This is a genomic window from Antarcticibacterium arcticum, from assembly GCF_007993795.1.
Classification (GTDB): Bacteria; Bacteroidota; Bacteroidia; order Flavobacteriales; family Flavobacteriaceae; genus Gillisia; species Gillisia arctica.
Genome location: NZ_CP042476.1, coordinates 3,113,982 through 3,134,523, shown reverse-complemented (window position 1 = coordinate 3,134,523; position 20,542 = coordinate 3,113,982). Strand labels below are relative to the sequence as shown.

Genomic DNA, 20,542 nt, shown 5'->3' with positions numbered 1-20,542 from the left:
TTTCAGGATTCATTAGTTTCAGAATTTAAAGAATTCAATTACAAATTAATTTAATAATATAAAATAGTCTTTGACCGGACAATATAAGTTTTGAAAATCATTTCTTTTGTACCTATGAATTTTCTTTTTTTGCCCTGTAAATTAATATTTTATTTAGTTTTGTTTTACTTTACCAGCGCTCATGGACTTTATCAAACAATCTTTCAGCATAAAAGATTTTGAATACCTTACCGGTATCAAAGCCCATACTATTCGTATCTGGGAGAAACGCTATAATATTCTTGATCCAGAAAGAACTCCTACCAATATAAGAACCTATAGTATTGAAAACCTGCAACGGATTTTGAACGTGAGTTTTTTAAACAATAACGGTTATAAAATTTCAAGGATCTCAAAGATGTCTCACCAGGAAGCTGCACAACTGGCGTTAAAAGTTGCAGCTTCTAAAAGCGTGCAGCACAGGGCAGTTAATTCCTTTAAAATCGCCATGTTGGGATTCAATGAGGAATTATTTAATAAGACCTATAAACAATTACTTGCCACAAAATCCTTTAGACAAATATTTCACGAAATATTCCTGCCCTTACTGGAAGAAATTGGTTTACTATGGCAAACCCATAGTATAAAGCCGGTACACGAACATTTTGTTTCAATGCTTATTAAGCAAAAGATAAATGAAAACATTGCTTTACTGGAGCCAGTGAATACAGACTCAGACCTGTATGTGTTGTTTCTTCCAGAAAATGAAATTCATGACCTTGGGTTGCTTTTTCTTAATTATGAGCTTAATTTTTATAAACAGAAAACTATTTATCTCGGGCCCAGCTTTGCCATTAAGGATCTCAAGTATCTGCTGGAAATTCATCCCAATCCCAAATTTATAAGCTATCTAACGGTATCTCCCAGGGAGGTGGCCGATTTTATAAGTGAATTTGATGCCGAACTTTGTCAGGACCAGCCAAGAGAATTAAACCTGCTGGGCGCACGCATTCAATCTCTTGACAGCACAAAGCAACTTCCTCATATTAAAATTTTCAAGTCTATTCCAGAATTTATTAATGGCCTTGATTAATATTTCTTTTGGGTTGAAAATTATTGATAGATTTTGAATTGGCAACTTGAGAAGCTAGGCTAAATTGGGAATATATACTGCAAAATGAATAAGACTAACTCCGGGACCGTTACAATTTTGTTAGCCTTCGGCTTTGTACTCGCAATGATCAAAATAATCTACGCATTTTTTCCCTTTCAGAATTTTTTAGATTTGCTTGTGTTTTTTAGTGCTGGTTTTATTTACAGGATTAAATTCCCTCTTCAAAATATGGCATACGGATTACTCCTTGTTTTACCCGCCTGTGCTCTATGTGTGTTTTTTATGGCGAGGCTGGGATTCACCTCCCTTTTAGATGGTGTAGGTACGGCCTATGCAATTTCCCTAATTCTTATTCCGCTGGCTACTATAAGTGGAATATACTTAGGCAATAGACGCCTAAAGAAAAAAGATATTTAAAGACCTTGCTTCTTTTCAATAGAAAAAGTAAAATAAATTTTACTGAGGGGGAGCTCTACTCGATTAGTTATCCCAGCAATTACCCGACCTGGCTCAACCAATTGTTTCAAAATATTCGCAAACAATCTCCATTTCTTCTGAAGGTATTTCGCCGTGTTCCTTCATTTCATTGGAATAGTATTTCCAGTGGACATCTTTCCAATATTCCAAACTCTTATCCCCCTCTCCTTCTATAATTGCATACTCCGGGGTGATTTCTTTAAATTTGACAATTTCCACCCGGGTTGTCTTTACAATCGCCTTAGGCAGGCCTTCCCAATTGGTTATTACTGCCAGATCCCCGGGAACCGGAAATTCTTCATTAAATTTTTTAAACCACCAAACAGAGGTCGATGTGGCTTGTTTAATTCCTTGAACAACCAATTCCGCACATTCATCTGCATCCTTTTTGTTGTCGCAATAGTAATACGAGTGCGGCTGTTCTTCCTTTAGATAACAAGGATTCTTTGCCTGAAATTCTTTCCAGTATTGTTCAATTGTTTTCATTTCGTAAACATCATAGAATATCCCGTGAAATAAAAAGAAGGGTATTGCGCGCTATTATCACTTACTCAGGTGCTGTTCCTTTTTCAAATCGCTCAACCTGGTTTTTGCCAAATAGATCATATCGTCATTCCCTTTCCCTTCAAATTTATTTAAATATGCCCGGTAATGATCAATTTTTGTTTGCAGGTCTTTAAAATAATTATCGGCTGCTACCGCCTTTTCATAAAGAGCCCTTTCATTGCCGGGATTTTCTTCCAGGGCTTTATTTAAATATTCCAGTGCGCGCTTGTGGTCCTTTTTAAGTTTATATGTTAATCCTAAACTTAAGTATTCCGCATCTACCGGCTGCTTTTTAATAAGGATCGCCATAAGCAAATGGGTTTCAGATCTTTCAAGATCGCCGGTGAGTGCATAAAGTTTTCCCAGGTTATAATGAGAATCAGAATTCCGGTCCTCAAATTCCAGGGCAGATTTATAATTCTCAATCGCCTTTTCAAAAAACCCCTCATTATAATATGCAAAACCCAACCGGGAATGCACAAATTCATTACCCTGCCCCTGCGCTATAATTTCTTCAAAGGTGGGAATGGCAAGATGGTATCTGTTTTGCCGCATATAGGTTTGTGCCAGAATTGACAGAAGGGAGGCATTGGTAGGGTAATGCTCCAAACCCATCTGGCTGTAAAATACCGCCATATTGTATTGTTTGCGCTGTAATTCATTTTTTGCCAGTTTATAAAGTGCCTCCCTATGCGTGTTGTCCAGGTGTATTACTTGCTTGAAATAATCTATCGCACTACTGTCCTTCTGTAATTCCCTTATTACGCCCTGCTGAAAAACAAAATTGGCATTTTTAGGATAGCTCTGAGAAAGCAGGGAATATAAACTGTCTGCCGACTCTAATCGGCCTTTTTTAATTAGGGTTGCGGCGTAATCCATCGCGGTAAGGACCCTCCCGGGCTCTTGATTGAGTAAAATTTCATAATTGGTAAGGGCGGCATCCAGATTTCCTGTGGCACTCTGGTACCTGGCTAGTTTTGAATATACCACTGGAGATTTTGGAGAGACCTCTTCCAGCGTTTTAATAGCTTCCGCAGAATTACCAACAGCGTATAAGCTATCTGCAAAAGTTAAAGCCGGGGTTTGTGCCCCGGCTTTAACCACTAACATTATAAATATATAAAACCATTTATTCATAGTATTCCCTCCCCGAATGGGAGGAAGTTTTTAACGGTGTTTATAATTTGCAAATAAGGTTAACCTACTGACCTTGTTTTTGCTCTTCGCTCTCCGCTACCTGGAATACTATAGGTAAGGAGTAGGAAACCGCTACATTATTTCCTTCGTGTTTCCCCGGGGTCATTTGAGGCAGGCTTGAAATCACCCTTATGGCTTCTGCCTCAAGAGCAGGATGTGGAGCTCGGGCCCGAACATCTGTAATATCTCCATCTGAACTTATTTTAAATACCGCAATAACCCTGTTTACTCCTTTTAATCCTAATTCCTTCCCCAAGCCGGTATTAAAATTCCTTGCTACGAATTCCGAAACCTTTTCTGCCATACATTTTTTACGTTCCTCATTGGTGGGCAGTGCTTCGCACCCTGAAAATACTGGGACCTCCTCTATTATTGCAAAGGGGAGAGCGTCATCTTTATAATCCGGATTTATTCTGCGTTCAGTTTTTATTCCCCCCTCAATATTTTCAATTACAATTTGAGGTCGTCCGGTGGAAGGATCTTTTGCCATAATCATACTCTTTTTCCCATCTGTGATATGAACCTGGTCATAGTTTGAATTTGTGCTCATTCCCTCCAGGGCTTTTGCAATTCTCTCTTTTTCTTCTGCTGTCTGGTTTTTGAAATCGGCGACTTTTATGAAGATCGCCCTTTCTTCACTTTTAGTTATTTCAGCTTCAGCCGGCAGTTTTTCTACAGAACATGCCACAATTGTGAGCATAGCCAGTATTATAGGGAATACAATAAAATACCGGGCTTTTGAAATTGATTTTGATCTTGATTTCTGTAACATAACGATTCGTTTTTTGATTAATGAATGATTGAAAAATTGATTGATGAATGAAATATTTTTGGTGTTGAAGGCGCTGTTGAGCAACTGCTCATAATAGCTGCGCCTCCCGGAAGTTTCAACCACGGCTGCATCGGCGATGAACTCGTGCACGGCGGCAATTTTAATTTGATAGATATATACAAGAGGATTGAACCAAAAGACCACTTTAAGTACTTCAAAGAAAATGAGATCCAGGCTGTGCCCCTCTTTTACGTGAACCAGTTCATGGGATAGAATGTTTTGTCTTTCCGTTTCTGTTAACTTGTCTCCTATAAAAACGGTCCTGTAAAAGGTGCAGGCCAAAGTGGAATTGGGAATTTCAATGATACGCACTTCTCCTTCAGCAGTAAGGGTTTTGAACCTGAACAGTCTGCTTAAATTTTGATACTTTCTGAAGAATAGAAACAAGCTCGCAGCCACTCCCGTACCATAGGTAACGAGCCACCAGTTGACCTTTAATATTTCGGCTTCAGTATTTATGGAAGTTGAAGCTGCAGCGGGTGCTTCTCCTATAAGAACCTCCGGCAGCCAGATCGTGGAGATCCCGGGCAAAGCTTCCGCAGGAATAAAAAATGCAAACGCTTCAATTTTTACCAGCGGCAACAATAATGAAATCACAGATGTTGCAAGCAGGTACCAGCGGTTGTAACTGAAAAAGGTTTCTTTTTTCAGCATTACTTCATACACCAGTAAAAAAAGGAGTTGAAACAGGACGACATTTAGAATATAAGCTATCATATTATTCTTCTTTTTTATTGATCTCCTTCAATATAGCTTCCAGTTCTTTGGTGTCCAGGTCGTTCTTTTTTACAAAAAATGACACCATGCTTTTAAAGGAGCCGTTAAAATAATTATCCATAAGCTTGTTCATGCTTTGGTTGCTGTAGGTTTCCTTATCTACCAACGGGAAATAATTGTAACCCTTCCCCTGTTTCTCGTGACCCACAAATTCCTTGCTTTCCAGGATGCGGATAATTGTGGAAACCGTATTATAGGCCGGCTTTGGCTCCGGCATTTCTTCAATAACCTCTGCAACGTTGGCTTTTTTAAGTTGCCAAAGTATTTGCATGATCTCTTCTTCGGCTTTGGTGAGTTGTTTCATAATCCCCTACCCCACCCATCCCGAAAGAAAGGTGTTTAGAACGGGTGATTTTTATAGTTAATACTTAATTACAATATCAAATATAAACTAAGTTTTTAGTTTGACCTAATAATTTAGTTGAAAATTTTATTTAAGCTTTCCTTTTGAAGGCAGAAATTTTAAATATGTATTTTTGAGAATCACATATAAAAGTAAGTACCCAATGGACAGTAAGGAGAAAGACCAGTTAAGAAAGGAATTTAACGAATTCCTGGATTCGGCTTCCAATGAGAAGATCGCGGAATTTTTACAATTCATTAGGGAACGTAAAGCGGCGAAAAAAATTGAAAATCCTGAGGATTTGTCTGAAAACCCCAATTTTAAAAACCGCTTAAACTAATGGATCTGCTATTAGTAACACTGGGAGGTATTTTAATGATCGTGGGAATTTTAGGTAGCTTTCTACCGGTGCTTCCGGGCGTACCTGTTTCCTGGCTTGGGTTATTACTGCTATTTCTGGCCCCTTCCCTTCCTATGGATTATTGGTTTTTGGGATTAACTTTTATAGTTGCGGTATTTATTTACGCGCTCAACTGGATCATTCCCGCTTTGGGCACCAAACGCTTTGGGGGTAGCCGCGCGGGTATGATTGGTGCCACTATTGGTTTGGTGGCAGGTATTATTGCGCCCATTCCTTTTGGAGTGATCATTGGCCCATTTGTAGGGGCATTTATTGGGGAAATAATGAATAACAGCGACCGGAAACTCGCCCTGAAAGCTGCTTTTGGTTCATTTATAGGTTTTCTGGCCTCTAGTTTTATGGAGTTTATGGTGGCCTTTGGCTTCCTCATATTATTCCTTTGGAAGGTTTGGGATTTTCGAGAGGTGTTGTTTTAAACAAACAAACCCATTGATTTTCTCAATGGGTTTGCAAACCTAATTAACAATTAAAAACAAATGCCGGTTGCGATGCGGCGGTTTAATGGGCCTTTAAAACAGCTTTTCTTTTTTGAAGCTGTCTTTCAATTTCAAGGGTGGTTTCTTTTGCGGCTAATTCAAAATTGTGTTCACTGCTTGATGCAAATATTTGTGACCCGGGCATACTTAATTCTATTTCGCAAATCCTGCCGTTTCCGGAAGGATCGTTCTCTCGTTTAAAAAATACTTTGGCCTTCACGATCCATTGGTATCTATCTCCCAATTTATTCAGCTTATTAATGATAAATTCGGTCATCGATTCGCTAAAGGGCATCTTCACATATTGTATATTGATTGTCATATTTGAAGCTTTAGGATTTAACTACAACAAAGATACCCAGAAGATAGCACGGGAAATATGAGCATTATCAGCTTCCGGATCTTTCTTGTTATTTTTTGTACACTCCTTATTATTTTGCTGAAAAATGCGCCGGAACCCTGTGTGTAACACTCCAATTATTCAGATACAAAAAATTTTAATATTTTCTTCTCAGCGGTTCTGAAGTAAAATTTTATTTGCCTGCACCTAAGCTACATAGCTAATTTTTCCGTGTACAAACGATTACAAACGTTTGCAAACGAAAGTAATTGTTTAGCAACCGATTCCCTGTTTTTCCCTGTTATAAGTTTGTACCGTTGGATCAATAGATGCAATAGTATTAACTGTTTAACCATTAAATTTTATTATTATGAACGCACTTAGAAACAAAGTACAGTTGATTGGAAGAGTAGGACAAGATCCTGAGATCTTAAATCTGGAAACCGGAAAGAAACTGGCAAAATTCTCTATTGCTACCAATGACAATTACACCAATGCAAAGGGTGAAAAAGTGGAACACACAGAATGGCACAATGTGGTAGCCTGGGGAAAGACCGCTGGGATCATTGAACAATTTGTGAACAAGGGAAAAGAGATAGCCGTTGAAGGAAAACTCACCACCCGTTCCTGGGAAGACAAAGAAGGCCAGAAGCGGTATATCACAGAGGTGGTATGCAGTGAACTTCTTTTGCTGAGCAAATAATAAAAAACCCTCCCCGGGACCAGTTCTTTGGGGAGGGTTTTTTATTATTTTTCAAACTCATTATATTTTTGTGCTATCTAAAAGCTGCAGGAAATTTTCCCATACACTTCACAAACTTCTGCACATATAATTTTCCTCTCCCTTAGGAATTCAGAATTAAAGTAATAAGACCCGGCTTATCTAAGATCTTTTAAATGTTACACTTTTCCTAAGGCTGTAACCTTGCCCAGATTAAATTGGTAATTTTAAAACCTATGAAAGAACATTACTTAATCCTGGCGGCTTTGGGATTTGCGACCCTGGTGATGGCCTGGCTCCCTTCTATTTCAAAAAGAATAAAAGTTAGTTTCCCTATAATTTTATTGTTTATTGGTTTCCTGCTTTATTTCCTGGGCACTCCCCTAAGTTGGCCTGATCCACTCTGGAATGACACCGGGTTAATGTATTTTTCTGAAGCTATTGTGATCATTTCCCTTATGGGAGCGGGATTAAAAATAGGTCAGGTATTTTCCTACCGCGCCTGGAAAAGGCCCTTATTGTTAGTTTTTGTAACAATGCCTATATGCATTGCCTCTGCCTATTTTCTAGGGGTGTATTTTCTGGCATTAAGTGTTCCCTCCTCACTTTTACTGGCGGCAATCCTGGCACCTACAGATCCTGTTCTGGCCGCCGAGATCCAGTTGGATGAACCCACCCGGGAAAAAGAACCGGAAGATAAGCGGCGGTTCACGCTTACTACCGAGGCCGGACTTAATGACGGGATGGCTTTTCCTTTTACATACCTGGCCGTAATGGTGGCCCAAGCCGGCGGCTGGGCCGCACTCAATTTTTCCAATTGGTTTTGGGACAAATTGCTGCTCAAAATAATTATTGGGGTGGTATTGGGTATAGTAATTGGCCGGTTAATTGGCTTTTTACTTGACAGGCTTAATGTGGTCACCGGAATCAAAACTTTTGACGGTTTTGTATCCCTTTCACTTACGTTTATGACCTATGGTGTAACAGAGCTTCTTCACGGCTACGGCTTTCTGGCTGTATTCTTTGTAGGGATCACGCTTAGATATTATGAAAAGATAAGTGGCGATTATAAAAAGAAAATGCACGATTTCATTCACGAAATCGAAAGGCTACTGCTGGTGGTGTGGATCATACTTTTTGGGGGTTCTATTTTAAACGGGGTTTTGACCCTTACCGACTGGAAAGGGGTATTCTTTGCCCTGTTGATGGTGCTGGTCATAAGGCCCCTTGCAGGACTCATTGGCCTTGCCGGGATTAAGGATTCAATTCAAACCAAACTGGCAATAAGTTTTCTCGGTATTCGTGGAATTGGTTCTGTTTTCTACCTGGCCTGGGCATTTACACAGTACAATGATTTTGACAACAAATTTGAACTCTATGCTATTACTGCCTATGTGATCCTTATTTCAGTAGTGGTCCACGGTTTGAGTGCGCCGTCCATCATTAATTATTTTGAGAAGAGAGGAAGAAAAGATCCGCCGGAAGCTTAGCCGTTTTGCCTTTAAAAAGTCGTTAAAACTCTGTTATTTGAGGCCCTTTTAACAAGGACTCCGTTATTAATCCCCGATATTAGTACTTCAAGAATTTTTTAATAAGAGTAACTAATCTTAAAATAAGTATTATGAGCAATATAATGGATAAAGGAATGAAATGGGGAAAAAGAGCCCTTGCTTTAAAATTAGGAAAATCGGCTATTAGAAGAGGCGGAGTGGTAGGAGTAGGAATTGGTGCTGTGGTAGGTGCTGGTTATCTTGCTTATAACTTCTTTGAAAACAGAAAACGCCGGGAGAATTTAAAACCGGTAGAAGATATTTCCCAAAATAACCGCGATGCCGCCGGCCAAAAACAAATAGTAGTATAATTTTTTATAAAATAATTAGGAACAAGGTACCCGAAGGGGTGCCTTTTTTTATGCCCTGGAATACCTACTCCTTTTGTTTCCACATTTCTCCCTGCATTTTGATTTTTGAAGACAGTTTTGCACTATCCTGCTATAAAGCCTTTTAAGGTCTATCTTTAGGTAATATAATTTCCTATATTGCTGCAAAAATTTTATTCTCACTTATTTACTCCATTCCATGAACAAATTTTTTGCTTTTGTAATTACTTTCCTGTTAACCGGAAGTTTTACAATTTATGCCCAGGACAGTATCGCTATTCAGGATACTGTGAAAACCAAAGAACTCCCTTTAAAACCCGAACGCAACATTTCTTTCACCACCAATGAAGGCACATGGATTTCCCTTGATGTAAGTCCAGACGGGAAACAAATTGTGTTTGATATGATGGGAGATATTTATTCCATACCGGTTACAGGTGGAAAAGCTAAAAAGCTTACCAAAGGCATGGCGTATGAGGTGCACCCAAAATTTAGTCCGGACGGTAAGTCGCTGGTATTTATTTCAGATAAAACCGGCTCAGATAATATCTGGACCATGGACCTTGCGACCGAGGAGATGAAACAGGTTACAGAGGATAACAACCAGAATTTCTTTTCAGCAGATTGGTCACCGGACGGGGATTATATTGTGGGAGCCAAAGGAAGAAGAAATATTAAATTATACCTCTACCATAAGGATGGAGGAAGCGGGGCCCAATTGATCAAAGAACCTGCAAATCTAAAAACAATTGACCCTGCCTTTAGCCATGACGGGAAGACCATATATTTCTCCCGAAGGACAGGCGGATGGAATTATAACGCCCAATTACCCCAATACCAAATTGGGTCCTATGATATGGAAGATGCTACCACTGCAGTGATTACCTCCCGTTATGGGTCGGCATTTACGCCGGTATTGTCACCAGACGGAAAATGGATGGTGTATGGCAGTCGATTCGAAACTGAGACCGGCCTTGTAGCCAGAAATCTGCAAACCGGAGATGAGAACTGGCTGGCCTATCCCGTACAACGTGACGACCAGGAATCCATTGCTTCCCTGGGAGTTTTGCCCGCCATGTCCTTTACACCAGACAGCAAATCCCTTATCGCTTCCTACGGCGGGAAGATCTACAATATCTCTTTGGAGGGAAAGAACGCCACCGAGATCCCCTTTGAAGTAGACCTGAAAATTGATTTGGGACCCCGCGTGTCCTTTAAATATCCTATAGAAGATTCTCCAGAAGTTCAGGTAACACAAATAAGAGATGGAGTTCCCTCGCCAGATGGAAAACAATTTGCCTTTACCGCACTTAACAGGCTGTACGTGATGGATTTTCCTAACGGAAAAGCCCGCAGGCTTACGAGCCACGATTTTACTGAAGCGCACCCTGCCTGGTCCCCGGATGGCAAGCAAATTGTTTTTACAACCTGGGAAACCCAGGAGGGACATTTGTATAAAGTTGGGGTGAATGGAAAAAACTTAACCCGACTTACAAAATCCCCTGGAATTTACAGTAATCCCGCATGGTCCTACAAGAGCGACCGTATTGCATTTACAAGGGGAACTGCAGAAAATTACCGGGCCTCCAACAGCGGATTTGATTCCAGAGCCAGGGAAGATCTCGCCTGGATCCTCTCCAATGGAGGAGAGGTAAACCTTATCGCCAAATCAAAAGGAAGACTTAATCCTCATTTCACTACGGTAGATGACCGCATTTATGTGAACAAGGAGGATCAGCTAATGTCTATACGATGGGATGGAACAGATGAGAAAACTCATTTAAAGATCAAAGGAATTACCACTTTCGGCACTTCCGATGTGTTACATGAACATATCCTTGCTGAAGTAGAAGATTATAACGAATCTCAGGATCAGGCTTCCAAACCTTCAGAAATAAAAATTTCTCCCGATGGAAAAAGAGCGCTGGCCAAGATAAATAATGATATTTATACTGTGCTCATCCCACGATTTGGCACTACTGCAGAAGTATCTGTGGCAAATGTGGAGAAAGCCTCCTTTCCCGCCAAACAACTCACCGAGATTGGCGGGGAATTCCCGGCCTGGTCCTCTGGATCCAATAAAGTTCACTGGTCTTTAGGCTCCAGCCATTTTATCTATGATCTTGATAAAGCGAAAGTATTTGATGACAGCGTGATGGTGGCCAAAAAGGCTGGTGAAAAATTGAAAGAAGAAAAGAAGAAAAAGGGCGAGGCCGAAGTAGAGAAAAAGGAGGATGAAAAAAAGAAGGATGAAAAAGAAAAAAATTTCCTGGCTGAAGAATTTAAAATAGACCTGAAATTCAAGCGCGCTATTCCCCGGGGAACAGCACTTATTAAAAATGCCCGTATTATAACCATGAAGGGGGATGAAGTAATTGAGAATGGCGATATCCTCATCGAGAATAACCGAATAAAAGCTGTGGGATCAACCGGATCTTTAACAGTACCCCGGGGCACTAAAGAAATTGATGCAGCCGGAAAAACAGTGACCCCTGGATTTATTGATACGCACGCCCATATGTGGCCTAACCGGGAGGTGCATAAGAATCAGGTATGGATCTATAGTGCCAACCTGGCGTATGGGGTAACTACCACCCGTGATCCGCAAACGGGCACTACAGATATTTTGACATACTCAGATATGATAGTGGCCGGAATGCTGCACGGCCCCCGGGTTTATAGCACGGGCCCGGGAGTTGGATTCTGGGGATATAAGCTTAAGGATCTTGAACACACCAAAAATGTTTTAAAACAGTACAGCGAGTATTACAATACAAAGTCCATCAAAATGTACCTGGTGGGTAACCGGCAAATGCGGCAATGGGTTATTATGGCAGCAAAAGAACTGGAATTGATGCCAACCACAGAAGGTGGACTTGATATTAAATTAAACATGACCCAAATGCTGGATGGGTATCCCGGTCATGAACATTCGCTGCCTATTTATCCCATTTATAAGGACGCAGTAAAATCCATAGCGCAGTCAAAAATGGCCGTTACCCCTACCCTGCTGGTTTCATATGGCGGGCCCTGGGCAGAGGAATTTTATTACGCTACAGAACAACCTTTTAAAGACCCAAAACTGCAATATTTTACTCCTTATGAAGAACTAGCTTCCAAAGCAAGAAGAAGAGGTGCCTGGTTTATGGAAGAAGAGCATGTATTTCAAAAACATGCAAAATTCATGAATGACCTGGTTAAGGAAGGCGGACTCGCAGGAATCGGAAGCCATGGTCAGTTGCAGGGGCTTGGATATCACTGGGAACTATGGAGTGTGCAAAGTGGGGGTATGGAACCTCACACAGCTTTAAAAACTGCGACTCTTTTGGGTGCTGAAAGCCTGGGACTTGACGGCGACCTAGGAAGTATTGAACCGGGAAAACTTGCCGATCTTGTAATTCTGGATAAGAATCCGCTGGAAAATATCCGGAACAGCAATAGTGTCAAATATGTGATCAAGAATGGAGTGATCTATGAGGCAGGAACCCTTGATGAGATACATCCTGAGAATAAAAAAGCGACACCATTTCTATGGCAAACAAAAAAACCGGCAAACCTTCCGGGCGTAAAAATGTAACAGAAATTGGATAAAATAACCCGGAAGGATCATCTTCCGGGTTTTATCATAATGGAACCAGGTGGTTCAGCAAAAATAAATACCTTTCCCTCTAGAAATAAATACATATGAAAATTAAACACATATTGCCTTTTCTTGCCATTGCTATGATTGGTTGTAAAAATGATAATCAAAATAAGGACATCAATAATGAAGCAATAGCTGAAGAAGCTTTGCTTCGGAAAGCAGATTCGCTGGCTCATGCTTTTATTATTACAGATGGCCACGTGGATTTGCCTTACAGATTAAAAAGTGAAGGAATCGATCTTATAACTCTGGAGAATGGCAGTACGGTTATAGATGCTGGTATTGGAGATTTTGATCTTGAAAGGGCCAAAAAAGGAGGACTTGATGCTCCTTTTATGAGTATTTATATCCCTGCTGAATTACAGGAAACCGGCGGCGCAAAAGCCCTGGCCGATTCTCTAATAGATCTTGTTCAATCTATAACCACCACCTATCCTGAACATTTTGCCCTGGCCAACAGTCCTGCCGATGTTGAAAAAAACTTTAAAGCCGGGAAGATCTCCTTACCTATGGGAATGGAGAATGGAGCGCCTATTGAAGGCGATCTTAAAAATGTAGAATATTTCTTTAATCGGGGCATAAGATACATCACTCTGTCCCACGGAAAAGATAATGAGATCACAGATGCTTCCTATGATACCACTGCTACCCACGGGGGGCTTAGTGACTTCGGGAGGAAAGTGGTAGAAGAAATAAACCGGGTGGGGATCATGGTAGATGTAAGCCATATTTCCAATAATGCTTTTCACGATGTGATGGAAGTTACAAAGGTGCCCGTGATCGCTTCACATTCTTCAGCCGAAAAATTCACCCCGGGTTTTGAACGGAATATGAATGACGAGCTTATTAAAGCGCTGGGAGAAAATGGCGGAGTGATTCAGATCAATTTTGGATCAGACTTTTTAGATATCGACTCACAGGAATCAGGAAACCGTATTAATGAAAAACTTAAAAACGAACTGGAAAAACAAGGATTAACCGAAAATGATTCTGCGGCTCAACCTTATATAGAACAATTCAGAAAAGAGAATCCTTATAAATTCTCCAATGTCGCCAAGGTAGCAGATCATATTGACCACGTGGTGCAGCTTATAGGAATAGATCACGTGGGACTGGGATCAGATTATGACGGGGTGGGCGATTCTCTCCCTGAAGGTCTTAAAGATGTTTCCCATTTTCCAAATTTAATAGCTGAACTGCTGCGAAGGGGATATTCAAATGAGGACATTGAAAAAATTTGTTACCAAAACGTTTTCCGGGTTTGGAACGCAGTGCTTGATTTTGCCCAGGCCTCAACATCAAAATAATTAAGAAATATCAAGTTTACGTATTTTATGAACAGGCCGTTTAAAACAGTTGTTCTTTTCCTGGGACCACTCCTCTTTATAATTTTACAATTCCTTGGTCATCCTGAAACGATGCCGGCACCTGCCTGGGATGTATTATGCGTTACAATCTGGATGGCATTGTGGTGGGTAACAGAGGTGGTGCCAATTTCTGTTACCGCTCTCCTGCCCATTATCCTGTTCCCTCTTACCGGGGCTCTTGATATAGAAACAACTACCGCTGCATTTGGGCATAAGTACGTGTTCCTTTACCTGGGAGGTTTTATGCTGGCGATAGGAATTGAAAAATGGAATTTGCATAAACGTATAGCCCTTTCCATTATTCAGCTTATTGGTACTAATATAAGCTCCATAATTCTGGGATTTATGGTTGCCACAGCATTTTTATCTATGTGGATCTCCAACACCGCCACCTCTGTAATGATGCTTCCTATTGGTATAGCTATTGTGCAGCAACTGCAGGACAACCCCAATACCCGGGAAGATGAGAATCTTGTTTTTGGAAAAGCCCTGATGCTTGCCATTGCTTATAGCGCTTCTATTGGTGGGATAGCAACATTAATTGGCACCCCGCCCAACCTGGTTTTTGCGGGGATAGTACAGGAACTGTACGGGATAGAAATAAGTTTTTTGCAGTGGGCTATGCTGGGTGTCCCGGTTTCTGTTGTGATGCTTATTATTTGCTGGAAGTACCTCACTTCCTTTGCCTTTAGTTTTAAACAAAAAGAATTTCCCGGGGGTACTGCCGAAGTTGAACGCCTTCTTGCACAATTAGGAAAACTCGGACTTCAGGAGAAAAAAGTGCTTATAATCTTTGGATTTACCGCTTTTGCCTGGATCACAAGATCTTTTCTCCTTACCCCATATTTACCCTTTTTAGATGACACCATTATTGCCATGACGGCAGGAGTGCTGTTGTTCGTAATCCCTGCCGATGAACCCGGAAGGAGATTGCTGCATTGGGAAGATGCGGTAAGGATCCCCTGGGGGATCATCCTTTTATTTGGAGGTGGAATGGCCCTTGCAAAAGCTTTTGGCGATTCCGGGCTCGCAATATGGATTGGGGAGCAATTGGTGGGCCTTAAAAACCTTCCGCTTTTTCTGCTGGTACTTATATTAATCGCCGCGGTAAATTTTTTAACTGAAGTTACTTCAAATCTTGCAACCACCGCCATGCTGTTGCCCATATTAGCGCCTATGGCACTAGCCCTGAATGTGCATCCTTATTTACTTATGGTTGCTGCTACTCTTGCAGCTTCCTGCGCATTTATGCTTCCGGTTGCTACTCCACCAAACGCGGTAGTTTTTGGATCGGGTTATTTACGTATCCCGGATATGATAAGAACCGGGATCTGGATGAACTTCTTCTCCATTCTCCTTATAAGCCTGATTATCTATTACGTGCTTCCTGTTTTGTGGAATTTCAAGCTTGAAGAGATCCCGGAGATCTTTCTGGGGGTATGATTGGTGATCCTGGGAAAGGATGAAATATTTTAAAAAAGAGCATAAAAAAAAGGTGACGCGTTGTCACCTTTTTCTAAATTGAGGGGCTATTTATTATTTATCGAAAGTCTTTTTTAGCCTTTCCTGCAGTGCAGGGTCATTTTGAAGACCCATTGCTATTTGCTCATATCTCGCGGGAGTAATACCCTGTTCACCAATAACCTTTTCGAGTTTTTCCTGTACTCCGGCCTGGATAGTTTCCAAATTGGTAATTATCTTTTGATGTTGTTTCTTTTCAGCCTCAGTAGCCGTTACTTTTACATCTGGGTCCATTGTTGCCTGGTGGATCTCATTGAAACGCTGGATCTCCATTCCTTCATCTGTTACAACCCCGGCCATTTCCTGTTGCGCTTCCATAGATATCACACGCACGTGTTGAAAAGCGGTGGCGAACTTCTCCAGTTCGGCATCACTTACTTCAACCTGCTGTTGCTGTTGTTGGGGAAGTTGAGGAGTTTGGGCGAAAACTGCAGCACTTGCAAACATTGAAACGGTTAACATCAATCCTGCGATCTTTTTTGATTTAAACATTCTAAATATTTTATGGTTAAGTTTCAGAAGGTTCAAGAACTTTGCCAAAGGCCCCGGAACAGAGATTATCTGAGTTTTCCTTCCTCAATCCCTTTAAAATGCACACAACTTTTTATAACACAACGCTATGTTGAAATATTATATAACTTTATATGTAGAGATAATCATCAATTTAAAAAGTGTGGGATGAAACAATTTTTCATTGCCCTGGTCCCGGAAAATGATTTAAAGCTGAAGTTAGAAGAGATCAAAAATAGTTTTGCAAAAACCTATAATTCACATCACGCCCTTAAATTACCACCCCACATTACCTTAATCCCACCTTTTAAGATGCAGCAGGAAGCTGAGGTTACTTTGATCCAGGTTTTAAGGCAAACCGCTGAAAATACAAATAATTTTGAACTGCAATTGAATGGTTTTGGAGCCTTTCCTCCCCGGGTGATCTTCATCGACGTAATAAACAGTTTTGCGCTTACTAACCTCTTCAACCGGCTTTATGTAAATGCGCAGCCCCTATTTCCTGCTAAACCTCAGAGGGAATATCATCCACATATCACCATAGCAACAAGGGATTTGAAAAAGCAGAAATTTGAAGAAGCCTGGTCGGTTTTTAGGGAACGGGATTTCATCGATATTTTCCCCGTGCACAGCCTCTTTTTATTGGGCCATAACGGAAGAACCTGGGAAATTCTAAACGAATTTCCATTTGCTCCGGAGGCATAATATCATCCAACCATCATAGCATCTAAACATAATATCATTCCATCAAATGATCAATTCCCGTTCATGATTTCAGAAAACAATTTATAAGACCTCAGCCTGTCGTTGTGATCATAAATATGAGAAACAGCCATGATCTCATTAACCCCTGTCGCTTGAAGAAATTCTTCAGTCTTTGTTTTAACCGTCTCTTTGCTGCCAATAAAAGCATATTTCAGCATCCGTTGAAAAGCGGGATTTTCGGAAAGCTCCTTTAATTCCGCCGTCATTTCTGAAGGAGGTTGCATATAATCGATATTTCCGGTAAGCACCCCATACATCATTCTAATAAGGGAAGTAGAGATCCTTTCCGCAGCAGCATCAGTATCTGCAGCGATAATATTTATGCAGGCAATGGTGTAGGGTTCTTTTAATTGGGCTGAAGGCCGGAAGTTGTTATAATAAATATTGAGGGCATCAAAGAGTTGCGCCGGCGCAAAATGACTTGCAAATGCATAGGGCAAACCTTTTTCTGCAGCAAGGTGCGCACTGTCTGTACTGGAGCCCAGAATATAAATGGGAACTTCCACCCCTTCAGCCACAGTAGCACGAACTTTTGAAGAATGGTTCTCAGCAGAAAAATATTGCTGGATCTGGCTTACCTCCTCCGGAAATTTATAAACGGCCTGCATCCTGTCAGATCTAATAGCTTGCGCGGTTATCTGATCAGTCCCCGGCGCACGGCCAAGGCCCAGATCGATCCTGTTCGCAAAAAGGGAACCCAGGGTCCCAAACTGCTCTGCAACGATTAGGGGTGAATGATTAGGCAGCATAATTCCGCCGGAACCCACCCGGATTTTTTTGGTCCCACCAGCGATATGGCCAATAAGCACCGCGGTGGCAGAGCTTGCAATGCTCACCATATTATGATGCTCGGCAAGCCAGAATCTGGTATACCCCAGATCCTCGGCATGTTGTGCCAGATCAAGGCTGTTCTTAAAAGTCTCAGCAGGATTGGACCCGGCTGAAACACTTGCTAATTCTAATATGGAGTAGGGAATGCTTTTTATATTGAAGGACATTGAAATTGTTTTGGGTTAACGAGCAGGTTTATACCTATAGGGTTGTCGGTAAGATAAGTGATTCTTTACTTTACGGGAAATGGTGTCCTGCTCAAAACCACTCCCAATTTTTAAGGTTTTATTTAAGTGGAAAATGAAGATGCCGTGATCCTAAGAAAATTTCTTCTTAAATTAGATAGGCGCATTCCGGTATGCTAACCTCTAAAACCTTTTGCTCAATGAAAAGTTATATAAGTAAGAAACGTATAAAAATAGGGGAAGCGGTAAAAGGGGCAGATATACGGCAGGGGATCTTTGAGCTTATAAGCAGGGAAGTTCCGGGATTTTCCTTAGAGGACCATATTTCTATTGAAGAACTGAACAGGTACAGGAGGCTTTACCTCACTTCCCTTATACTCCAGGAGAGAGGGGAACTTGACCAGATAGATCGCAGTGTGATGGAGGCTATTCAAAACAATGCTGTCTTATCTGAAAATATACAGGAGGAGATTGAAGCCCAACTTACCACCGGTCAGAAACTTTCAGATAAGATTGCATCATTTGGAGGTAGCTGGTTATTCATCATCAGCTTTTTTTTATTTATATTAATATGGATCGCGGTGAATATTTGGTTTCTTTCTACTGAAGCTTTTGATCCCTATCCCTTTATATTGCTGAATTTGCTTCTCTCCTGCCTCGCAGCCATCCAGGCTCCTATTATTATGATGAGCCAGAACAGGCTGGAACAAAAAGACCGGCAACGCGGGGAACACGATTACCAGATCAACCTGAAAGCTGAGCTGGAGATCAAATTGCTTTCAGAAAAAATAGACCATTTACTGGTGCATCAAAACAAGAAACTTCTGGAAATACAAGAGGTTCAAACAGATTATCTGGAAGACCTTATGAATGAAATTAAAAAAAGGAAGGGAATTTAATCTCCTTCTTTCCTGCCAGATGTTTCAATTTGCTACTCCGGTCTCATACCGTGAGCTTTTCCCACGCACCTGGATTCAAGTTTTTTTTGGGAGCATGCCCCCAGGAATTTCTTAAAATCTTCTCCATTTTTTTACCTTTCGCAAGTTCGTCTACCAACTTGTCCAAATATCTAACCTGGCGGGTTAAAGGATTTTCAATTTCTTCAATCCGGTAACCACATATCAATCCGGTTATTTGAGAAGCGTTGGGATGCAAGTTGGCGTTTGCAAAAAATGTTTCGAAGGTTACTTTTTCGTTTATTAGCTCTTTAAGCTTGTGGTCATCATAGCCGGTGAGCCAGGAGATCACCTGGTGTAAATCTTCTTTTGTTCTTCCTTTTTTCTCCACCTTGGTCAAATAGTGAGGATAAACAGATGCAAAAGTCAACTTGGCCATGCGCTCGTTATGTTCAGGAGTTGTGTTCATATATTTTGGTAAAATTTGGTTTGGTTGTTCTTTATAAGGATTTAAAGTTTCAATAATTAAATTAAAAGTTCCCGGAGGAATACCCCATCTTTTACATTACTAAAAATTATCACTCTTTTTATATGCCTCTATAACTGCCAGTTCCCCTTCCTTTCCATCTATTGAATTTCCATGTTCCATACCTACTACGCCATTAAAACCCTTTGAATGAATAAATTTAAAAACATTCTTATAATTTATCTCACCAGTTGTGGGCTCATTCCTTCCCGGGTTGTCCCCAACCTGAAAATAGGCAATTTCATCCCAGCTTGCTTCTATATTTGGAATTAAATTTCCTTCCTGGATTTGTTGATGGTAAATATCAAATAGCATCTTACAAGAAGGACTATTTACAGCTTTACAAATTTGATAGCACTGTGGAGATTCAGATAAAAACTGGCCCGGATGATCCCTAAAATTTAAGGGTTCCAGCACCATAATGATTCCGTGTGGTTCCAGAATTTCAGATGCTCTTTTTAAAGATTCAATAACATTCACCGTTTGGTATTGCATATTTTTTCGCTTATCAACATAACCGGGGACAACAGTCATCCATTTTGCATTTACCCTTTTTGCAACCTCAACAGATTGTTCAATCTGTTTCAGGAATTCATCCCTCAATGCTATGTCACCACCGGTAAGGTTAGGCTTTGTCCAATAAATATCATGAGCCACAAAAACCCCCATCGTCATATTTCTATTGGACATGGTGACAGCCATCTTTTCCTGAACCGACGCAGAACGACTTCTCATTTCATTATCCTCAAAGGCTGAAAATCCATTATCGGCCATAAAATTAAGCTGGTTTACAGGATCACTTCCGGCATGAGCTTCAAACATTCCCAAATGCGGGGCGTAATTCAATTTAAAATTTTTAGTCGGAAGCTTGTGCTTTAAATTTCCTAATTCCGAGGCATATATCCCGTTAACACCCAAACCCAATAAAGCGGAAGCAGCAATATTTTTTTTAACGAATGATCTACGATCCATAATGAACTTTTTTTAAATTTTTTGACCAGATCAGCCTCAGTAATAAATAGCCCCGGTCAGTTTCTATTAAATCTTTCCTGTAGCCTAATATAATTGAACTTTCTTTCTCCTCTATATAATATCATTTTTTTCATTCCTTGATCAATTCGTCGTTTAACAAATTTAGATTTGATTTTTTGAATGATACAATTTCGTCATTGTAAGAAAGAAATTAAATGTTATGA

21 protein-coding genes are annotated in these 20,542 nt (G+C 40.6%); 12 read left to right on the top strand and 9 right to left on the bottom strand.

All coding sequences use genetic code 11. The features are described from left to right. Window positions 1-181 precede the first annotated feature (181 nt). Complete coding sequence (locus FK178_RS14190) at window positions 182-1,072, top strand: MerR family transcriptional regulator (RefSeq protein ID WP_146836674.1); 891 nt, start codon at window positions 182-184, stop codon at window positions 1,070-1,072. A gap of 249 nt (window positions 1,073-1,321) precedes the next feature. After that, a complete protein-coding gene (locus FK178_RS14185) occupies window positions 1,322-1,510 on the top strand; it encodes a hypothetical protein (RefSeq protein ID WP_146836671.1) in 189 nt (62 codons plus the stop codon). A 93-nt stretch (window positions 1,511-1,603) separates the two neighbouring features. Here FK178_RS14185 and FK178_RS14180 read toward each other — a convergent pair whose 3' ends face one another. The 4 genes from FK178_RS14180 to FK178_RS14165 form a co-directional block, all read right to left on the bottom strand. Then, window positions 1,604-2,056, bottom strand: a complete 453-nt coding sequence (locus FK178_RS14180) for an ASCH domain-containing protein (protein ID WP_146836668.1) — start codon at window positions 2,054-2,056, stop codon at window positions 1,604-1,606. Between the two features lie 57 nt (window positions 2,057-2,113). Further along, window positions 2,114-3,226: a tetratricopeptide repeat protein gene (locus FK178_RS14175; protein WP_240793848.1), complete on the bottom strand. Its 1,113-nt coding sequence runs from the start codon at window positions 3,224-3,226 to the stop codon at window positions 2,114-2,116. Window positions 3,227-3,317: 91 nt separating this feature from the next. Next, the gene (locus FK178_RS14170) at window positions 3,318-4,862 is read right to left on the bottom strand and encodes a M56 family metallopeptidase (protein ID WP_146836665.1); all 1,545 of its coding nucleotides are present in this window, start codon (window positions 4,860-4,862) and stop codon (window positions 3,318-3,320) included. Between the two features lies 1 nt (window position 4,863). Continuing rightward, window positions 4,864-5,226: a BlaI/MecI/CopY family transcriptional regulator gene (locus tag FK178_RS14165; RefSeq protein ID WP_146836662.1), complete on the bottom strand. Its 363-nt coding sequence runs from the start codon at window positions 5,224-5,226 to the stop codon at window positions 4,864-4,866. 202 nt (window positions 5,227-5,428) lie between these two features. On the opposite strand from FK178_RS14165, the gene FK178_RS15520 reads away from it, so the two are divergent. Both FK178_RS15520 and FK178_RS14160 read left to right on the top strand, forming a co-directional pair. Continuing rightward, window positions 5,429-5,605 carry a hypothetical protein gene (locus FK178_RS15520; protein WP_168194604.1) on the top strand — a complete coding sequence of 59 codons (177 nt, stop codon included), beginning with the start codon at window positions 5,429-5,431 and terminating at the stop codon, window positions 5,603-5,605. Continuing rightward, the gene (locus FK178_RS14160) at window positions 5,605-6,102 is read left to right on the top strand and encodes a DUF456 domain-containing protein (RefSeq protein ID WP_146836659.1); all 498 of its coding nucleotides are present in this window, start codon (window positions 5,605-5,607) and stop codon (window positions 6,100-6,102) included. Before FK178_RS15520 ends, FK178_RS14160 begins: the two co-directional genes overlap by 1 nt. Window positions 6,103-6,184: 82 nt before the next feature. On the opposite strand, the gene FK178_RS14155 is transcribed toward FK178_RS14160, so the two are convergent. After that, window positions 6,185-6,484, bottom strand: coding sequence for an HPF/RaiA family ribosome-associated protein (locus FK178_RS14155; protein WP_146836656.1), 300 nt, complete (start codon window positions 6,482-6,484; stop codon window positions 6,185-6,187). 388 nt (window positions 6,485-6,872) lie between these two features. On the opposite strand from FK178_RS14155, the gene FK178_RS14150 reads away from it, so the two are divergent. The 6 genes from FK178_RS14150 (at window position 6,873) to FK178_RS14125 (ending at window position 15,555) form a co-directional block, all read left to right on the top strand. Then, the gene (locus tag FK178_RS14150) at window positions 6,873-7,205 is read left to right on the top strand and encodes a single-stranded DNA-binding protein (protein WP_146836654.1); all 333 of its coding nucleotides are present in this window, start codon (window positions 6,873-6,875) and stop codon (window positions 7,203-7,205) included. A gap of 254 nt (window positions 7,206-7,459) precedes the next feature. Continuing rightward, window positions 7,460-8,713 (top strand): cation:proton antiporter, encoded by a 1,254-nt coding sequence (locus tag FK178_RS14145; RefSeq protein ID WP_146836651.1) that lies wholly within the window; start codon window positions 7,460-7,462, stop codon window positions 8,711-8,713. Window positions 8,714-8,844: 131 nt separating this feature from the next. Continuing rightward, a complete protein-coding gene (locus FK178_RS14140) occupies window positions 8,845-9,084 on the top strand; it encodes a hypothetical protein (RefSeq protein ID WP_146836648.1) in 240 nt (79 codons plus the stop codon). Between the two features lie 217 nt (window positions 9,085-9,301). After that, on the top strand, window positions 9,302-12,679 hold the full coding sequence (locus FK178_RS14135; protein WP_146836645.1) for an amidohydrolase family protein: 3,378 nt from the start codon (window positions 9,302-9,304) through the stop codon (window positions 12,677-12,679). Window positions 12,680-12,786: 107 nt separating this feature from the next. Further along, the gene (locus FK178_RS14130; RefSeq protein ID WP_146836642.1) at window positions 12,787-14,052 is read left to right on the top strand and encodes a dipeptidase; all 1,266 of its coding nucleotides are present in this window, start codon (window positions 12,787-12,789) and stop codon (window positions 14,050-14,052) included. A 27-nt stretch (window positions 14,053-14,079) separates the two neighbouring features. Then, window positions 14,080-15,555 (top strand): SLC13 family permease, encoded by a 1,476-nt coding sequence (locus FK178_RS14125; protein WP_146836639.1) that lies wholly within the window; start codon window positions 14,080-14,082, stop codon window positions 15,553-15,555. 93 nt (window positions 15,556-15,648) lie between these two features. Here FK178_RS14125 and FK178_RS14120 read toward each other — a convergent pair whose 3' ends face one another. Beyond that, window positions 15,649-16,125, bottom strand: coding sequence for a DUF4168 domain-containing protein (locus FK178_RS14120; protein ID WP_146836636.1), 477 nt, complete (start codon window positions 16,123-16,125; stop codon window positions 15,649-15,651). Window positions 16,126-16,311: 186 nt separating this feature from the next. On the opposite strand from FK178_RS14120, the gene FK178_RS14115 reads away from it, so the two are divergent. Next, window positions 16,312-16,848, top strand: a complete 537-nt coding sequence (locus FK178_RS14115; RefSeq protein WP_168194603.1) for a 2'-5' RNA ligase family protein — start codon at window positions 16,312-16,314, stop codon at window positions 16,846-16,848. A gap of 50 nt (window positions 16,849-16,898) precedes the next feature. On the opposite strand, the gene FK178_RS14110 is transcribed toward FK178_RS14115, so the two are convergent. Then, window positions 16,899-17,906, bottom strand: coding sequence for an LLM class flavin-dependent oxidoreductase (locus FK178_RS14110; RefSeq protein ID WP_146836630.1), 1,008 nt, complete (start codon window positions 17,904-17,906; stop codon window positions 16,899-16,901). A 218-nt stretch (window positions 17,907-18,124) separates the two neighbouring features. On the opposite strand from FK178_RS14110, the gene FK178_RS14105 reads away from it, so the two are divergent. After that, window positions 18,125-18,823 carry a DUF1003 domain-containing protein gene (locus tag FK178_RS14105; protein ID WP_146836627.1) on the top strand — a complete coding sequence of 233 codons (699 nt, stop codon included), beginning with the start codon at window positions 18,125-18,127 and terminating at the stop codon, window positions 18,821-18,823. A gap of 43 nt (window positions 18,824-18,866) precedes the next feature. On the opposite strand, the gene FK178_RS14100 is transcribed toward FK178_RS14105, so the two are convergent. Together FK178_RS14100 and FK178_RS14095 are read right to left on the bottom strand one after the other, a co-directional pair. Next, window positions 18,867-19,289 (bottom strand): DUF2200 domain-containing protein, encoded by a 423-nt coding sequence (locus FK178_RS14100; RefSeq protein ID WP_146836624.1) that lies wholly within the window; start codon window positions 19,287-19,289, stop codon window positions 18,867-18,869. A 99-nt stretch (window positions 19,290-19,388) separates the two neighbouring features. Beyond that, window positions 19,389-20,318, bottom strand: a complete 930-nt coding sequence (locus FK178_RS14095) for a hydroxypyruvate isomerase family protein (protein ID WP_146836622.1) — start codon at window positions 20,316-20,318, stop codon at window positions 19,389-19,391. Window positions 20,319-20,542: the final 224 nt, after the last annotated feature.

Coding starts and splice junctions, on each gene's coding strand:
- FK178_RS14190 (WP_146836674.1), top strand. CDS start 182: ATGGACTTTATCAAACAATCTTTCAGCATAAAAGATTTTGAATACCTT.
- FK178_RS14185 (WP_146836671.1), top strand. CDS start 1,322: ATGGCATACGGATTACTCCTTGTTTTACCCGCCTGTGCTCTATGTGTG.
- FK178_RS14180 (WP_146836668.1), bottom strand. CDS start 2,056: ATGAAAACAATTGAACAATACTGGAAAGAATTTCAGGCAAAGAATCCT.
- FK178_RS14175 (WP_240793848.1), bottom strand. CDS start 3,226: ATGTTAGTGGTTAAAGCCGGGGCACAAACCCCGGCTTTAACTTTTGCA.
- FK178_RS14170 (WP_146836665.1), bottom strand. CDS start 4,862: ATGATAGCTTATATTCTAAATGTCGTCCTGTTTCAACTCCTTTTTTTA.
- FK178_RS14165 (WP_146836662.1), bottom strand. CDS start 5,226: ATGAAACAACTCACCAAAGCCGAAGAAGAGATCATGCAAATACTTTGG.
- FK178_RS15520 (WP_168194604.1), top strand. CDS start 5,429: ATGGACAGTAAGGAGAAAGACCAGTTAAGAAAGGAATTTAACGAATTC.
- FK178_RS14160 (WP_146836659.1), top strand. CDS start 5,605: ATGGATCTGCTATTAGTAACACTGGGAGGTATTTTAATGATCGTGGGA.
- FK178_RS14155 (WP_146836656.1), bottom strand. CDS start 6,484: ATGACAATCAATATACAATATGTGAAGATGCCCTTTAGCGAATCGATG.
- FK178_RS14150 (WP_146836654.1), top strand. CDS start 6,873: ATGAACGCACTTAGAAACAAAGTACAGTTGATTGGAAGAGTAGGACAA.
- FK178_RS14145 (WP_146836651.1), top strand. CDS start 7,460: ATGAAAGAACATTACTTAATCCTGGCGGCTTTGGGATTTGCGACCCTG.
- FK178_RS14140 (WP_146836648.1), top strand. CDS start 8,845: ATGAGCAATATAATGGATAAAGGAATGAAATGGGGAAAAAGAGCCCTT.
- FK178_RS14135 (WP_146836645.1), top strand. CDS start 9,302: ATGAACAAATTTTTTGCTTTTGTAATTACTTTCCTGTTAACCGGAAGT.
- FK178_RS14130 (WP_146836642.1), top strand. CDS start 12,787: ATGAAAATTAAACACATATTGCCTTTTCTTGCCATTGCTATGATTGGT.
- FK178_RS14125 (WP_146836639.1), top strand. CDS start 14,080: ATGAACAGGCCGTTTAAAACAGTTGTTCTTTTCCTGGGACCACTCCTC.
- FK178_RS14120 (WP_146836636.1), bottom strand. CDS start 16,125: ATGTTTAAATCAAAAAAGATCGCAGGATTGATGTTAACCGTTTCAATG.
- FK178_RS14115 (WP_168194603.1), top strand. CDS start 16,312: ATGAAACAATTTTTCATTGCCCTGGTCCCGGAAAATGATTTAAAGCTG.
- FK178_RS14110 (WP_146836630.1), bottom strand. CDS start 17,906: ATGTCCTTCAATATAAAAAGCATTCCCTACTCCATATTAGAATTAGCA.
- FK178_RS14105 (WP_146836627.1), top strand. CDS start 18,125: ATGAAAAGTTATATAAGTAAGAAACGTATAAAAATAGGGGAAGCGGTA.
- FK178_RS14100 (WP_146836624.1), bottom strand. CDS start 19,289: ATGAACACAACTCCTGAACATAACGAGCGCATGGCCAAGTTGACTTTT.
- FK178_RS14095 (WP_146836622.1), bottom strand. CDS start 20,318: ATGGATCGTAGATCATTCGTTAAAAAAAATATTGCTGCTTCCGCTTTA.